General features: G+C 69.0%; 19 protein-coding genes. 6 read left to right on the top strand and 13 right to left on the bottom strand.

The genetic code is table 11. The features are described 5' to 3' along the window. Window positions 1–88 precede the first annotated feature (88 nt). From ACIRP2_RS15080 to ACIRP2_RS15065, 4 genes are all read left to right on the top strand, one after another. Window positions 89–313, top strand: coding sequence for a hypothetical protein (locus ACIRP2_RS15080; protein ID WP_404250244.1), 225 nt, complete (start codon window positions 89–91; stop codon window positions 311–313). Next, a complete protein-coding gene (locus tag ACIRP2_RS15075) occupies window positions 310–975 on the top strand; it encodes a plasmid mobilization protein (protein ID WP_404250242.1) in 666 nt (221 codons plus the stop codon). The genes ACIRP2_RS15080 and ACIRP2_RS15075 overlap by 4 nt, the downstream gene beginning before the upstream one ends. Further along, window positions 975–2,732: a relaxase/mobilization nuclease domain-containing protein gene (locus tag ACIRP2_RS15070; RefSeq protein ID WP_404250240.1), complete on the top strand. Its 1,758-nt coding sequence runs from the start codon at window positions 975–977 to the stop codon at window positions 2,730–2,732. Before ACIRP2_RS15075 ends, ACIRP2_RS15070 begins: the two co-directional genes overlap by 1 nt. 106 nt (window positions 2,733–2,838) lie before the next feature. Then, complete coding sequence (locus ACIRP2_RS15065; RefSeq protein WP_404250238.1) at window positions 2,839–3,243, top strand: hypothetical protein; 405 nt, start codon at window positions 2,839–2,841, stop codon at window positions 3,241–3,243. Window positions 3,244–3,360: 117 nt separating this feature from the next. Here the strand turns inward: ACIRP2_RS15065 and ACIRP2_RS15060 are convergent, their stop codons facing one another. Then, window positions 3,361–6,027, bottom strand: coding sequence for a helix-turn-helix domain-containing protein (locus tag ACIRP2_RS15060; protein ID WP_404250236.1), 2,667 nt, complete (start codon window positions 6,025–6,027; stop codon window positions 3,361–3,363). 128 nt (window positions 6,028–6,155) lie between these two features. Here ACIRP2_RS15060 and ACIRP2_RS15055 point away from each other — a divergent pair, with 128 nt between their 5' ends. Then, complete coding sequence (locus tag ACIRP2_RS15055) at window positions 6,156–6,359, top strand: hypothetical protein (RefSeq protein ID WP_404250234.1); 204 nt, start codon at window positions 6,156–6,158, stop codon at window positions 6,357–6,359. 260 nt (window positions 6,360–6,619) lie between these two features. Here ACIRP2_RS15055 and ACIRP2_RS15050 read toward each other — a convergent pair whose 3' ends face one another. The 4 genes from ACIRP2_RS15050 to ACIRP2_RS15035 form a co-directional block, all read right to left on the bottom strand. Continuing rightward, the gene (locus tag ACIRP2_RS15050; RefSeq protein ID WP_404250232.1) at window positions 6,620–7,006 is read right to left on the bottom strand and encodes a hypothetical protein; all 387 of its coding nucleotides are present in this window, start codon (window positions 7,004–7,006) and stop codon (window positions 6,620–6,622) included. A gap of 165 nt (window positions 7,007–7,171) precedes the next feature. Then, window positions 7,172–7,558 (bottom strand): hypothetical protein, encoded by a 387-nt coding sequence (locus ACIRP2_RS15045; RefSeq protein WP_404250230.1) that lies wholly within the window; start codon window positions 7,556–7,558, stop codon window positions 7,172–7,174. Between the two features lie 101 nt (window positions 7,559–7,659). Then, window positions 7,660–7,872, bottom strand: coding sequence for a hypothetical protein (locus ACIRP2_RS15040; RefSeq protein ID WP_358980277.1), 213 nt, complete (start codon window positions 7,870–7,872; stop codon window positions 7,660–7,662). A gap of 181 nt (window positions 7,873–8,053) precedes the next feature. Next, a complete protein-coding gene (locus ACIRP2_RS15035) occupies window positions 8,054–8,320 on the bottom strand; it encodes a DUF317 domain-containing protein (RefSeq protein ID WP_404250228.1) in 267 nt (88 codons plus the stop codon). Between the two features lie 217 nt (window positions 8,321–8,537). Here ACIRP2_RS15035 and ACIRP2_RS15030 point away from each other — a divergent pair, with 217 nt between their 5' ends. Further along, window positions 8,538–8,801, top strand: a complete 264-nt coding sequence (locus ACIRP2_RS15030; RefSeq protein ID WP_404250226.1) for a hypothetical protein — start codon at window positions 8,538–8,540, stop codon at window positions 8,799–8,801. A gap of 4 nt (window positions 8,802–8,805) precedes the next feature. Here the strand turns inward: ACIRP2_RS15030 and ACIRP2_RS15025 are convergent, their stop codons facing one another. From ACIRP2_RS15025 to ACIRP2_RS14990, 8 genes are all read right to left on the bottom strand, one after another. Then, window positions 8,806–9,294 carry a hypothetical protein gene (locus tag ACIRP2_RS15025; RefSeq protein WP_404250224.1) on the bottom strand — a complete coding sequence of 163 codons (489 nt, stop codon included), beginning with the start codon at window positions 9,292–9,294 and terminating at the stop codon, window positions 8,806–8,808. Window positions 9,295–9,351: 57 nt separating this feature from the next. After that, window positions 9,352–10,302 (bottom strand): DUF317 domain-containing protein, encoded by a 951-nt coding sequence (locus tag ACIRP2_RS15020; protein ID WP_404250222.1) that lies wholly within the window; start codon window positions 10,300–10,302, stop codon window positions 9,352–9,354. 115 nt (window positions 10,303–10,417) lie between these two features. Beyond that, entirely contained in the window at window positions 10,418–11,161 is a 744-nt protein-coding gene (locus ACIRP2_RS15015; protein ID WP_404250220.1) for a winged helix-turn-helix transcriptional regulator, read from the bottom strand. 128 nt (window positions 11,162–11,289) lie between these two features. Further along, entirely contained in the window at window positions 11,290–12,117 is an 828-nt protein-coding gene (locus ACIRP2_RS15010; RefSeq protein WP_404250218.1) for a large ATP-binding protein, read from the bottom strand. Then, window positions 12,114–12,779, bottom strand: a complete 666-nt coding sequence (locus ACIRP2_RS15005; protein WP_404250216.1) for a hypothetical protein — start codon at window positions 12,777–12,779, stop codon at window positions 12,114–12,116. Before ACIRP2_RS15005 ends, ACIRP2_RS15010 begins: the two co-directional genes overlap by 4 nt. Continuing rightward, window positions 12,776–13,252: a hypothetical protein gene (locus ACIRP2_RS15000; protein WP_404250214.1), complete on the bottom strand. Its 477-nt coding sequence runs from the start codon at window positions 13,250–13,252 to the stop codon at window positions 12,776–12,778. The genes ACIRP2_RS15005 and ACIRP2_RS15000 overlap by 4 nt, the downstream gene beginning before the upstream one ends. Further along, window positions 13,249–14,028, bottom strand: a complete 780-nt coding sequence (locus ACIRP2_RS14995; RefSeq protein ID WP_404250212.1) for a glycosyl hydrolase — start codon at window positions 14,026–14,028, stop codon at window positions 13,249–13,251. Before ACIRP2_RS14995 ends, ACIRP2_RS15000 begins: the two co-directional genes overlap by 4 nt. Then, on the bottom strand, window positions 14,025–14,624 hold the full coding sequence (locus ACIRP2_RS14990) for a DUF4913 domain-containing protein (protein WP_404250210.1): 600 nt from the start codon (window positions 14,622–14,624) through the stop codon (window positions 14,025–14,027). Before ACIRP2_RS14990 ends, ACIRP2_RS14995 begins: the two co-directional genes overlap by 4 nt. Window positions 14,625–14,711: the final 87 nt, after the last annotated feature.

The following is a 14,711-nucleotide window of genomic DNA, read 5'->3' as shown; positions in this document are numbered from 1 at the left end:
GCGGGTGACCGAGCCGGTCCCCTCGGTCGGTCACCCGCTCCCGGACACTCGCCCCACATCCCTCCAGAGCAGAAGCGGAGAGCACCCGATGCGCACCCGCCCGGCCACGCCCGCCGAAGTCGACTCCTGGCTGACCGTCCTGCACCAGCGCGGCCACCTCCATCGCGCCCGGTCCGGCCCCGACACCACCTGGATCGTGCAACGAGAGCAGCACGATTGCCCCTGGACCCTGCACCACCCGGTCCTGGCCATGGACTGGATCGAGGAACTCGTCCGCGAAATCCAGCAGCAGGACCCGGAGACGAGCCGGTGACCACCAACGACCCGGCGGTCGCCACCGCCGGACAGAAGCGTGACCCCACGACGGCTCCTGGCGGAGCAAGCTATCGCGTACGACGGTCCTACGGCCCGACGTACGCACTTGCCCCCGCCCAGGAGGGCGGGGGAAGCCCGGCTGGTCCCCGAGCGAGGGCGCACGGGGACCAGCCGGGCAACCGGCACCAGGGGGCGCCGGTCACCGGGGGAGAAGCCGACCGCGACGACCACCGCGAGCAGCCGAGCCCGAGCACGCCCGCCTACCCCGACCGCAAACCGCGCCGCCGCACCCGCAACCCCAGCGAGCGCACCCGCAAGACGACCACCCGCCTCTCCGACACCGAGAAGACCGAGATCGCCGAGGCCGCCACCAAGCGCGGCGTCACCGTCGCCCGCTTCCTCGCCGTCTCCGGCCTGAGCGCCGCCCGCGGATGCGCCGCCGTGCACAGCAACGACCAGCTCGACACCGCCATCGACGAACTCGCCGCTCTGCGCACCGCGCTGGCCCGGATCGGCAACAACATCAACCAGATCGCCTTCGTCCTCAACAGCGGTGGCCAGCCGCGCGCCGGTGAACTCGAACACGCGCTGGGCGCGCTGACCGGACTTCTCGCCCGCGTCGATGACGCGGCGAACGACCTGGTGACCCGGCGGCTGTGATGGTTCCCGACATCGGACGCGGCTCCCGCACCCACAGCCTCCTCGTCTACCTGTACGGCCCCGGACGGCGCGAGGAGCACACCGACGCGCACCTCGTCGGCTCCTGGGACGGCTTCGCCCCCGACCCCGGCCGCGACACCGGCCTCGACCCCGACCCGAAGGTCGCCCTCGCCCGGCTCACCGCCGCCCTGGACCTGCGAGTTAAGCAGGCCGGCGACCGCGCGCCCGCCAAGCACGTCTGGCACTGCTCGGTCCGCACCGCCCCGGGGGACCGGCGGCTGGACGACGAGGAGTGGAACGCCGTCGCCCAGCGCATCGTTCACGCCACCGGCATCGCACCGGACGGAGATCCCGACGGCTGCCGGTGGATCGCCGTCCGCCACGCGGAGGACCACATCCACATCGTCGCCACCCTCGTACGCGGCGACCTGCGCAACCCACGCCTGAACTACGACTTCAACAAGGCCCAGGCCGAATGCCGCCGCATCGAGAGGGAGATGGGCCTGCGGCGCCTCAACGCCGGCGACGGAACCGCAGCGAAGAATCCCAGCAGCGCTGAGAAGTTCAAGGCCGAGCGCACCGGCCGACCGGAGACCTCGCGCGAGACTCTCCGGGAGGCCGTTCGTCGAGCCGTGGCGGGAGCGGCTTCGGAGGAGGAGTTCTTCACGCGGCTCCGAGAGGCGGGGGTGCGGGTGAAGCTGCGGCACGCTCCGTCCGGTGACGCGCTCGGCTACAACGTGGCCCTGCCCGGCGACCGCAACCGCGACGCCGAACCGGTCTGGTACCCAGGCTCCAAATTGGCCCCCGACCTGTCCCTTCCCAAGATCCGCCGCAGGCTAGCCAGCGGTGCTGCCGAACGGACCGCGACCCCGGCCTCCGACGGACGGGCGGACTCGTCCCCGCCCGCCCGAGAACGACGCAGCGCCACTGGCATCGCCGAAAGGGCCACCGTCCTCCTCGATCACGGTGACGACGGAGAAGCCGCCGCCCAGCTCGTCGGTCTTGGAGAACTCCTCGATGCCGTCGCGCAGACCTCCCCGGCCGCGACCCGCACCGAGCTGGCCGCCGCCGCCCGAACCTTCGAACGGGCAACCCGCAGCCACGTCCAAGCGGAACACGCCGACACCCGAGCACTCCGCTCCGCCGCCCGAGGAATCATCCGGGCCGGTGGTGCGCTCGGCCGGGGCGAGGACGGCGGCACGACCGCCATGCTCCTCTCCACCCTGATCCTGGTCACCCTCGCCGCCGCCCACTGGCACTCCGCCCGCGGTCACGCCCAGCAGGCCCACGCCTCCCGACAAGCCGCCGCGCACCTGCGCACCGCCTACCGGCAGGCCGCCGCCACTCCGATGCGAGTGCTGCACGACCAAGGTCGGGCCCTTCCCGAAGCCCAGCGCCGCACGCACGAAGCCACCCTTCGCGCCGTCCTGCCGGAGGAGGCCGTATACGCAGGGGGCATGGAAGCGAGGACCGACGCCTTGGTCGCCACCCTCGCCCAGGCCGAGCGGGCGGGCCACGACTCCGAAGCCCTCCTGCGCCAGGCCATCGACATGCGCGAACTCGACAGCGCCGATGACGTGAGCGACGTCCTGGTCTGGCGCCTGCGGCGCATCGCTCAGCTCCCGGCACACCCGGGTGACGGTGCCCGTCGTCCGCAGGCCGCCACTCCGAGCAGCCGCACCAGTGAACGAAACACGACGGCAGCCGCACAGCTCGGGACTGCTCAAGACCCCAACCGCCGCTCGCCACGCCGCTGACCAGGTCGAACCGGTAGTCGACCAGCGACCGAGCGGACGCCGCGAAATGTATGGACAGCCGGTTCCACGGGCTGTTACGGATGAAGACAGGACCGACGACCGGGAGATGACGCTCGTGCTCAGAACCACCACCCGCACTACGGAGCCGGCACCCGCGCTGCCCGTCCTCCCCACTGGTACCGACCCCCTGCTGCAGCTCCAGGCCGAGACTCGGCTGGCCGACGGACCCGGGGCGATTCGCTGCGTTGGCCACTCACGCGAACTCGCTCTCGGGGGCATCCCCGTGATGTGCTCCGCCTGCCGTGCACGACGCGACTGGCTGCTCATCAACCACGGCCGCAACGTCTGGGTCCGCTGCCGGTGCGGCAACCAGTGGCTCGAGCCCGAGATCAGCCGCGCCGGCTTCGACGCCCTCGTCGGCGGCCCGCTCGGGACGACCTACCCGAGTGTCGAGGCGGGCCTGGCCGCACTCGGCTTTGACGGTGTTTTCGCCGGCACCTACGTGGGGTAGTGAGCGGAGCTACTCTCCGTGCAACAGAGACCAGCCCTCTGCTGAGATTTCTGGGGATTGCTGAAGTGAGTACAGCGCTGGCAGCCGGGCGAAGGATGATTGGAATTGGTCGTGGTGTTATCTGGACAGATGCCAAGCGGTGGAGGGTGTGCCGTCCGAGTCCAGTCCGTATGGCCACCGTGCGGCTACTTGGGCAGGCAACCAGTCGCCTTCTGCTACGTGTGAGTAACCTGGATTGCTAAAGGCTCCGCCGTCGGCGGCTTGACGCGCATACTTCTCGGCGTTCTGGATGTCTCCCGATTCCTCGCGTTGCTCGGCGACCCACAGCAGAGCCTCGGTATTGCCCAGATGCCCTGCTTGCAGGGCCAGAACCTCGGCACTTGCCCCGTCTCCGGCGTTCATGCGGAAGTCCGCCAGGGTCAGCAGAGCGTCGGTGTCTCCGGCGGCAGCTGCCTCCTGAGCCAAAGCCTCAGCTGCTGCATGGTTGCCAGCTTCCTCATGGGCCTCGGCAACCAGGAGCAGGCTAAGCGTGTCGCCTGCTGCAGCAGCGTTCCTTGCCAATGGCTCTGCTGCCGCCACATCTCCTGCCCCGAGGCGGAGTTCGACGAGTTCGCCCCACGCCTCTGCCTCCATCGCCGCAGCCTCACGAGCAAAGCCAGTGGCTGCGGTCTTGTCCCCTCGGTGGTACATCTCTTCAGCGATCCGGGTGAGCGTGGCGGGACCTGGTCCACTAGCTGTGCGGTGGACCGGATCCTCAAGTGCACTGGTGTGGTCTGCCTTTCGCCGCACATCCGCGTAGCAGAGCATTCCGCGGAGGCCGCATGCCACAGCGGCCGGCCACCCGACGTGTGTGAACTGCTCCTCATCGCCCCCGTCTTGCAGCAACGAGAGGAACCGTCCAAGGCCCGCGAGGCTGCCTTGCTCGGCTGCGGTGCGGACAGCTTCCATCTCCTTGGTCGTGTCTCCCTCTGCGCGGAAGGCGTCAGCAAGGAGTAAGAGCGCCTTTTCGTGTCCGTGATCGGCTGCCCGGCAGATAAATTCTTTGGCCCCCTCATGGTCGCCTACATCTTCCCGGATGTGTCCCAGGTAGTACATTCCCTCGGGGTCGTCTGCATCGGCGGCGCGTCGGGCATAGACCTCGGCTGTTTCCAGGTCCTTCTCACGCCAGCTCACCCGCGCCATATGAAGCATGGCCCACGTCTCCCCTTCTTCCGCAGCCCACGTTGCAACCGCCTCGGCAGCCGCGCCCGTCAATTGAGCTACGACGAACTTGCTCACGCAGCCTTCGCCCAGTTCGCGGTAGCAGCCGGAGCGTTGGTGTAGAAGAAAGGCCCAGCGCAGCCGGTAACGAGCTAATGCTGCCTCAGCCAACCGACCGAGGTCTTCGTGATTGTCCATGTGCACCCACGCCGCGTGCCAGAACGACTCAGGTGGGCACTGCATGCGTCGTGTGGCGCGGCCGTGCTGCTCCAAGTAGTCGGCGAGCCGATACACAGGGGTGTGTGCCTCGGCGCTACCGAGCCGACGTGAAGGGCGGGCGCGGACTCGACGCAGCGCGGCAAGATTGCCCCGCACCAACTGGCTCGCGTCGGCCAAGGCTTGAGTGAACCAATTATCGGGAAGCAGGTCGTACTGAACGTCTGTGAGATAGCCCTCCACCGCGTCGGAAAGGAAGCCGTGGGGAATGTGCAGGCCGATGCCGAGGCGGCGCGCGTCCATGGCGGCGGTCACGACGGCACGGGCCGCCGGGGCTAGCGAGTTGTACCGGTGGATAAGCTCGGGGCCCCCGGCTAGGTCCTGCGTCACACAGCCCTCGGACGCGCGCTCCAGCGCCTGAAGCAGCAGGTCGTCGTTCACGGCGGCCGCCCGAGCCTTCTCCAGCGAGGCAGAGTCAAACCGGTCCGGGACATCGAGTCGGCGGTGGTTCAGAAGCGCCCTAACTTGAGGATATGAGTCCTCCGCGTCAGGCTTTGGGAGGGCGGTGTAGGCGTCGGCGTAGTCAGGCCACAGCGTGCCCAGGATCAAGACGGGACCACGGGTGGGTTCTTGGAGGAGCGTGGTGAGTGCGGCGGCGACCCTTTCCCCTAGGCCTTGACGGGCTCCGAGATAATGCTGGGCCTCGTTAAGCCAGATCACGGATCGGGGACGGACACGCTGTAGTCCAGCGAGGGCGGCTTCCGCGCGGGTGGGGTCGAAGGGGTGCCACAGCAGCCACCCTTCCTCTGCAAGCGGCTGAATGGCCTCCCAGCACGCTCTCGTCTTTCCCGTGGACGAGGTGCCGACAAGGACTGCCATGCGGCTCTGGCCGGCCTTCGCCTCGCGGACGATCTCAGCCAGGCGATCGTCGTGCGGTCTGGACACGTACGCCGGTAGCCCCGCGTGCGCCGGATCTGAGGCCCGTTGCGTAGCTGGAGCGGCTGCCGGATGGACTTCGAGTTCCAGCGGGTCGCATGCCGTGATCGGGCGTCCTGGGATGCCGTCAGCTTCATTGTCCCCGAGGAACTCAGGAGGCGGCGCGCTCCGGGCTGTCCTCAGCAGTGCGAGCAGTGGGGCTGGATCGAGACGCAGTGCCTTTGCCAGAGCAGTGATGGTGTTCACGCTGGGGGTGGGTGCGGTGTGGCTGAGGGCCTGGTTGACCGTCGAGCGCGCAAGCTGTGCTCGCTTGGCCAGTTGAGTCTGGTCGCATTGGGCCTTGGCCCGGGCTACATCGAGACGATCACGTAGTTCGGCGAGGGCCGTTTCCCGGCCACCGGGCTCCTGAGCCTCTGACTGGTCGCCGGTCATTCGCTTCCCTTCGCGATGCGCTGTGGTGGGTGTCGGTCGTTGTCCGTCATTGTTCGCACAGCCCATGACGGACATCTGATGCACCAGATTCGTCTCATCAACCGCAGATTACGAAGGAGCGACTGGCTATGTCTGTGAAGGTGTTCATGGTGATGGTCGGCTGTGCGCTGGCTTTGCTGTTCGGTACGCTGGTCGGCATGGGCGCCGGGTATCTGGCCCGCCGGGACGGGGCATCGTATCCGGCGGCTGCAGGCAGGGCAGCCGCCGCGTTCGCCGCGACGCTGATGTTGGCCTCGGCCATGACGGCAGCGCTTTGCGGGCTTGCGGGGTGAGAGGCCGACGGGTCAAAGGCTTCCCGCCCGTTGCCATGCCAGCCGGCGATGGTCCTCACTGCAACCTCGCATCGTCGGGCGGGTAGCGTGCTGATCGCTGCAGGAAGCCTCGGGTAGCCGCGCGACCCTGCACCAAGCCCTTAGGTCAAGATGTAACCGATCATGCAGCGGCCACGTGTGGCGAGTGACGCGAACGCTTGGCTGAGTTGTGGGCGCCGGAATCAGTGCCGGACCGGACAGCTTGATTTCAGCATCCTCCCTCATCGCCCGCGAAAGCTATTGAGCGTAGTCCCTGCGCCGCTGGCCGACTTCAGATACTCGTTTTGCGCCACCGACTCCGCGAGCTCAACCAGCAGCCCGCCGGCCATAGACTTCAGTTCCTTGTTCTTCCATGCCATTACCCCGATAGTGGCGGCGGCTAGAAAGCCGAGGCCGACTTCAGCCGCGACCCTGCCTTTGCCGGGCTTAACTTCGGTTGGTTCGGCCTTCTCCACAGCGTCAGCGACCTCAGCGGTCTCGACCCCGTCCGCCTGAAGGATGCCGTCATTCTCGCGGATGGTGACGTGGCCCGTCTGGTGCGAGTGCTGTTGAAGCTGATCTAGGTCGTTGCTCCCGTAGGAGCAAGATCCGCATGAATAATCGGTCACCAATCAATCCTCTCGCTGCACGAAGTGGTAGCAGACGGGAATGCATGCCACGTCAACCCCGCTGCTGCCCACACTAGTTGGTCGCCCCGTGCAGCGGTTGCCGTGCTCGGAAAGCTAGCCTCGAAAGTCGCGGCTGGGCACTCGCCCTCGCCCTGGACATTGGCCTCACGCCCGCCGTGAAGGGTCGCCTCCTCCACTGAGGTTTCGACGCTTCGGACTCATGCGATGGCGTTGCCGATAACCATCCGAGGTGTTGGAGAAGTTCTGGGCGGCGGTGGCGACTGATAGGGCGGCGCACAGGCCGGTTACCTCGTACAGGGTCGGACGGACCAAGCGCGGCCAGTCGTCCGGGGCGGCGGGCCAGGAACCGAGGAGCACCTCGGCAGTGGTCAGCCCCAGGTACGTCGTGACGTTCCAGCCGCTCCGCGATGCGGGCTCCCAGTGCAGTCGAATGCGCCCGAGGGGGAGTCTGGAAGTCTCGGCGGCGAGCCAGGTGATGTCGAGGGGGCCGTCGGGGCGGGTGGAGATGCGCTGGAGAAGCGCGCTGTGCACGCCGTGCGGCATGGGGTGCGCCGCGACAGTGTGCAGCGCGAGGCGGGGTGCGGGGCGCGAGAGTGACGAGATGGGAAGCCTCCGTGATGGTAGGGAAGCGATCAGGCCCAGGTGAGGGCGTCGCGCGCTCCCACCGGGAGGTAGTCCTCCTGGCCGTCGTCGGCGATGTACGCCTTGCCGTCGCGGACGACGACCGTGGCTCCCACGAAGTGGGCGAAGGGGAAGTCGGGGTTGATGGCGAGACGGACCGGCAGGTTGGGGTCGAGTTCCTGGAGCTGGCGGAGCAGGTGGCCGACGGTCAGGTACTGGGGCAAGGGAGTCTCCGTGAACGGTGGACATTGAGGGGGCTGGTCGGTTCGACGACGGGGAGTCGTCGAGCGGTCGGTGGATGTATGAGCGGAGCCTGATCGGCAGTCAGCACGAGGAGTTGGTGACCAGGGCGGCGAGGAATCCGGCAACGGCCTCGGAGGGGGTGTGGAGACCGAACTCCTGGACCTATGCGTCGCCATCGGCGGGCTGCACCCGGACGTGCCAGACGATGTTGCGCTGCCAGGCCGACGGGTCCTCGGGGAGCCAGCCGACGTAGACACAGCCGTCGGGGCTGGTCGCGTGGACGTTGGCCTCGGGGGTGTCGACGATCGCCCACCCGAGTGCGTCCAGGAGATCGAGCACCGGCCCCGCACCGTGGTCGGCGGAGAGCCAGTGGAGAGTATCCGCCGTTGGGCGGACAACGGCCGGAAGGAGGGTGGCAGAGGTGCTCACGGTTAGATGGATCCCTTCGTTGACCTGCGGTTTTCCCGACATCCGTACGTTGGCATGGGACATGCCGAAGTGCGTAGTCGTTTCCCGGCAAGGACGTCTGCCGTGGGCGAACTCGGGGTCGTCGGCAGGTGACGGGAGACCCGGGAATGGACAGGCCACCGCGGTTGTCCTACATGGGTTGCGGTGACGGGCCGCAGGCGAGAGAAGGGGGGCAGCGATGGCCGAGGCGAGCAGACACTGGGACGGCGCCGGACTGGAACGCAAGATCCGCGCCGCCGGACGGCCCTGGACTGTGGGCGACATCGCGATGGTCGCCGACGGCCAGTGGGGAGTCGGCGCACAGCCCGACCGGTGGCCGGACGAGGAGACGGTGGAGCGCCGGGTCGCCGAAGGCCGGCGAGTGGAGCTGACGATGGAGGAGTTGGCCCGCGCGGTGGGCCCCCGGGCCGAAGGGGACCACCGCGACGAGAATCGGAGCTAAGCGTTCAACGTCGGGGCCCCGTTGTGGGCGCTGACGGCCCGACGACAGCCGCCGGATAGGACGGTTCGGGCACGGACCCCGGGGCGTGCGGCGTCTGCCCGGAGCGGGCGACAGCGGCCTGTGCCAGTCGAACCGCCGGTGCCTCAACCTCGGGTGCGGCGGCCTCCCGAGCCTCCACCACGCGTCGGATCGCCTGGAGGTACGCACGGCTCTCCGCGTGGGCGACGCGGAGGCTGACCGCCGTTTCGGTGATCCGGTCGAGTTCGTAGAAGTCAGGCACGTACCCATGCCGGGACAGGGCGTGCAGACGGTCCTGGTACACGGTTACGGCGTTGTCCGTGATGGCTAGGGCCGCCCGGGTGTGCATGGCGCAGCGCAGGAGCGGGTCGTCGCTGGGGCGGCGGACCCCGAGGACTTCAAGAGCTTCGATGGGCTGGCCCCAGGCGTTCTCGATCATGGCCGTGGCCTGGTCGAGCATGGTGGTGGTGGGCATGTTGGAACTCCTGTTGGGCAGGGACGGTCGAGGGTGGAGTGCGACCTGGGGTGGGAGTCAGCGTCCGCGCCGGGGCGCCGGCGAGCTGGTCGGCAGCCGGGCAGAGGTCGCGGGGGCGGGGTGACCCGTCCGCTTCTGCGCCGCACCCGTGGAGCGGCTCTGGGCCGCCATCACTCGGAGGTCGGCTGCCGTGCGTGGTGCCCGCGCGGCACGGTGTACGGCCTGGGTGACCGCGGTGCGGCGTACGTCCAGCGGAGTCGGAGCGCGCGACACCTGAGCCTCGGCGATCGGCGTGGCAGAAGCGACAGGGGTCATCCTGACCAGGTGACGCATACGCCGGTCGATTTGGTGGCGTTCGCGGACCACCGGGGTCGACTGCGCCATCACAGCGGCGGTTGCGGCGATCAAATGGGACGGGGTGCGGGCCGTGAAGGTCGCTTCGGCACGAGTGCCCCAGCCCCGCGGGCCCGCCCACAGCTCGACGGTCGTGCGGTCGGAGCCGTAGCCCCGCCGATCGATAAGGATGCCCGCTTGGTCGTCAGGAGCGATGATCTCGACGGTGCCGAGTTCAGCACCTCCGTCAAGGGCCCAGCCGGCATCGGTCAGCGGCCGGACGGTGTCCCGCCAGGGGACGGTGGGCCCCGTCAAGAAGCGGCCTAGGGTGTCGGAAGCGATGGCTTCGTCGTAGTCCTGGACCAGTGCGGTGGTGAGGCCGGCGACCATCTCGGCCGGGGTGACGTGGTTGAACGTCGCCGTCCAGCGAGGCGCGGAGAAGGCGTCCTCGGCTGCGCTGATCTTCCACAGCTCGAAGTCGTCGCCGAACCAGCCGATCCGAATCCGTTGGTCGGCAGAGGTTACGAGGAGCTGGCAGGGGCCCTCATCGAGGTACTGGTGAGGCCACTGGGCGACAGGTGCGAAGCCAGCTTCGCCGGTCCCGTTGGAACCAGCCAGATACATGGGGCTGACCAGCACCTCTTGGTACTGGTACGGGTCATCAAGGGCGTGCATGGTCGAGTCTCCGGAAGCGAAGGAGGGGAGCGGATCCGCGTGCGCAGCGGCGGGAGTCGCTGGAGTGAACGCGTATGCCGTGGCGGCGCCGAGTGGCCTCTGGTTCTCACGCCCGTCACCGGCCCCGGCCCGGTGCCGACTGAGCGGTCACGGCCGCCGGCACCCGCGATTGCGGCTGAGGCGCGTGGCTGAACATGACGTTGGACGTGGCGGCGCTCCGCCGCAGGGCAGCCGCGATCCGGGCGCCGTCGGCCCCCACCCCCAGCGGAATACCGACGTGGGTGCGCGTAGCTGCCTCTACCGGACGCGACGCCGCTGCTTCACTTCGCAGCGCGAACGGCTGGCTCCAGTGCTCGACACTCGCGTAGACGGCCCCCAACGCCTGGCCGGCATCCGTGAGCGCATAGGGGTCTCCGTGCCGGGAGCCCGTCCGTGCGACCAGGCCGTCGGCCTGAAGCCGCAGAAGTCGCTGCCGCGCGAGGCCGTTGTCCAGTCCGGCCGCCTCGGCGATGTGAACGAACCGCATCGGGCCTTCAGCGGAGTCGAGTATCTGAATCACGCCGGTCGAGTGCCGAAGGTGCAGGCGGCGCAGCGCATCCTCGATCCGCTCGGCTTCGGCCATCGGCTCCTGTGTCACGTGGGTACGGGACCAGTCCGACACCGTGCGGAGCACGGGGGCCAGTGACGTGCCGAGCGCGCTGAGTCGGTACGGCGCTCCCCGTCGGTCGTGATCGCGGATCACCAGTCCGTCCGCGTGCATCGTGGCCAGCCGTTTGCCGACGAACTGCTCGCTGACGAAGGGGAGCTGGGCAGCAACATCGCGGCCGCGCATGGGGCCGTTCACCTGGGCCAGGGTCATCGCTGTGCGGTCCACTTGGGTCCGATCCGGGCGAGAGCTTCCTCGACGCGCTGGGCGTCGATAGCAGCGATGGAGAAGGTGGGAGGCAGGCCGGTGGTAGGCATCGTGGGGTCCTTTTCGGGATGAGGTCAGCGTGAGCGGGGGGCCGCGAGGGGGTGCCTGGCGGCGGGCGCGGCGGCCGAGTCGGCGAGCGTGCCTGACGTGGTCTGCGTGGTGGTGCGGCCGAGGGCGGCTGACACCCGTGAGGTCGTCGCGCGACCATCACGCAAGGCGGCTTCACCCTGCGCAGTGAGCGAGAGGAGCTGGCCGGGCCGGTACACGTTCTCGGTGGTGTCCTGATGCAGTAGCCCGTCGGCGACCAGCCGCTGCACGGTCTGCGGGAAGACTGTCGGGTCCTGCCACTGGGCCTTCTCCCGCGAGATGTACGGGTCCTCGCCGATCGCGTTGCGACGAAAGCGAACACCTCCGGCCGCGACCGCTTCGAGGGCTACCAGCCCGCGCTCCCCGGCAACGGCCCAGTCGTCGTCCCGGTGGGGCCTCGTCTTCTGGCCCGGCCCGTGGCTCTTGTTGCTCGCGCGTTGAGCAGGCTCGGGCGAGGAAGGAAGCCGGCGGTAGGCGGACAGCGACTCGACAAGCTGGCTGTACGCCCGGTCTTGCTGCGCCAGAACGTCTCCGAGTTCGGGGAGTGCGGTCCGCAGCAGCGCGTACGACACCTGGGCTCGGCCGACTTCACCGCGACCGATGCCTTCGAGCAGTCGCTGTGACCGCCGGACCGCGTAGAGCACGCTCTCGTGTCGCTCGTCCAACGCCGCCGCGGCTTCGATGACACGCGTAGCGGCCTGGTGCAGCGGCTCCCCCGGACCCTGCGCGAGGGCGGGCACGCTGACGTCCCCGACACCGAGCACTTCGACGACGAGATAGGGGCCAGGGTGTGTGTCTGCGTCGTACGGGTTCACTCCGTCCCCTCCATCCGGGCGAGCAGGGAGCGGACCAGAGCGGGCAGGCTCCCGGGGTCGTCGCCGAGCCGAGGGCGGTCGCTCGCTTCGCGGAGCAGATCGGCGTCATCGAGCAGGCCGCTGGAGATCTCCATGCAGGCGTCGGTGATCCGGGCGGCGGCGAGTAGCGACTGGGAGAGCACCTCGACGTAGTCGTCCGGCGCGAGGCCGGCGGCCTCGGCTGCGTTGCGGACCGCCTCCAACTCAAGCGCGCTGAAGGCGAAGTCGAACTCGTCGTCCCGCTCGGTTGCGTCGGTCGGGGCGACGATCGTTGCGCAGCGCTCCGCGGGGATGCCCACGCGGGTACAGATCTCGTCGACCGAGGAGGTCAGCTCGGCGAACGACTCGGTGAGCCACCCCAGCGCGGAGGCGTATGAGGCCAGAGCGAACAGGCCCGCCGAACCAGCGGGGCGTGGCTCGGCGGCCACGAAGCCCTCGAACCGGTCGTTCAGCCCGGTGATCACACGGGGCCCAGCGGCCAGCGGCCCCAAGACGGGATGCAGGTAGGAGCGGGCGGCAGCCGTCGGGTACTCGGCGGCAGGAATGCCGCCAACGTCCTGAGCGGCCTCGGTGAGGAGATACGCCAGCCCTGAACGGGTCAGCGCAGTACGGTCGTTGGTCATCGCTGGGCGGCCTTTCGGGGTGCACCGGCCGAGGGTGGCGCTGTTGACGGGGTAGTCGCGCGGCCTGCTGTCGGCCGTTCGGCGGTGAGCGTCGAGCGGGACCGGGCGGCCTGCACGCGGGCCTGCGTGGCGGAGTCCGGGCCGACCTCTTGCTGGGGGCCGGTCCGCAGGTGGGCCGTGCGGTAGACCGCGTAGTCCTTCCGGCTGCCAGCGGCTACGAGGTAGATCTCGCGCTTGTGAGTCGAGGTCGGTGGGGCCTGACGGAACTGGATGACCAGCCGGTAAGCGACCTCCGGGTCGACGTACACCTTGTGGAAGCCGGCGAGTCGGCCCTTCAACGGCAAGCAGTCGTCGCTTCCGTGGACCAGGTTCTGCAGCTCCAGCAAGGCCAAATCGCGTGTCTCAGCGGGGAGTTGGCGCAGGTCGGCGATGGCATCAGGGTGCGCGGCGAAGGCGAAGCGGGCGCGGCTCACAGCAGCCTCCCCTGGATCGCGCGCTGAACCGGCACCGCCGCGGTCGCGCGGGGCGCATCGAGACCGGTCTGCGGTGTCGGAGAGGTACCGGCGGACCGGGAGAGGGCGATGCGGGCGATGCGGGCCCGGACGACAGCACCGTTGTGGTCGCTGTACTCCGGAGGCTCGGGCAGCGGTTCGCTGCGCTCGTCCAGCCAGGTCTGGGCGACGCCGACGTCGGGGAAGGCGCCCTCGCGCATCGTGTACGTGCCGGCATCGTGGTTCCACTCCTCGAAGAAGAGGCGAACCGGTGCCTGGGTGGCCTGGGAGTCGTTGACGAGTGTCCACGCCTCGCTGGGATTGTCGTCGGGGGTGTAGGTGTCGAGGACCTCGTAACGGGTGCCCGACTTCTGGATCTGCTGTTCCACCTGGACGGTGAGGTCGTCGGCGGGCTCGATGTAGTCGCCACCGCGCAGGGCGATCCGGTCGAGCGGGCAGCCGCGTTCTGCCAGCCAGTTCTGGGCGAAGGACGCCGTGGCGTGGTGACTCGTCTCGAAGGTGAACGTGGACTGCCGCAGATCCCGAGCGACCGCGATCGCAACGAGCTGTGGCTCGCCGGGTATCCCCCAGGTGACCGATCGGTCGTGGGCGAGGACGAAGCTGTGCGAACCGTTGGGCTTGGTGTGGTGCTGGGACAGCACTGTCAAGTCGCCAGACCAGAGGGCCTCCATCGCCTCCTCGGAGTCGTCGTCGACCGGCGCGAGATCGTCGAGGTCGAAGTCGAGGGTGTTGTTCACGCCGCCACCCCCGACTGCTCGGGCGCCGGGGTGGCCAGCACCCGGTGGTTGGGTCGAGTTGCGCTGGTCGTGCAGGCCGCGAAGGGTCCGTCGGGTGCACGCAGGTGCGCCAGGGTCTGGTCCAGGTGGTCGCGGTGCCAGGTCGAGGGGCCGGACAGGCCGGCCTCCGTGTCGGTGAACTGCTGCCAGGCGAGCCAGAGTGCGTGGAGCCGGGCGACGGCCTCGGGGTGTTCGTGCCAGTGCGCGCACCAGGGACGGCTCGTGCTGATCTCCCGGCCGTACACCGGCAGGAAGAGGTAGTTCACCCAGTCGCTGAGGGCAGCGAGTTCGACGGCGTATTCCTTGCCGCCCAGGGCGAGGATGAACACCGAGGCGGGGCCGTCGGGCTTCTTGCCGTCAGCCGCCTCGGCCTCCGGAGTGCCGTCCGGCGGCTGGACGGCGCCGGATTCGGGCTCGGAGCCGAGGCGGTCGAGGATGACGCCGTGCTGCCTGACCTCGGCCATGGTCTTGGCGAGGGTGCTGGCGAGGTCGTCGAGGTCTGCGTCGGGGACGCGGTACGGCTCGGGGCCGGGGGAGGTCGGGCTGGTGTCGGCCATGGGGGTGTGCTCCATCTGTGAGACGGCGACATGCCCGAGAGGATCCGGAGAATCTGCGGTTTGGTCCGGCCGGAAGAACGCGGTAGT

This window comes from Streptomyces sp. NPDC101194 (assembly GCF_044767885.1).
Lineage (GTDB): Bacteria > Actinomycetota > Actinomycetes > Streptomycetales > Streptomycetaceae > Streptomyces.
This window is presented reverse-complemented; position numbering and strand designations above follow the sequence as displayed.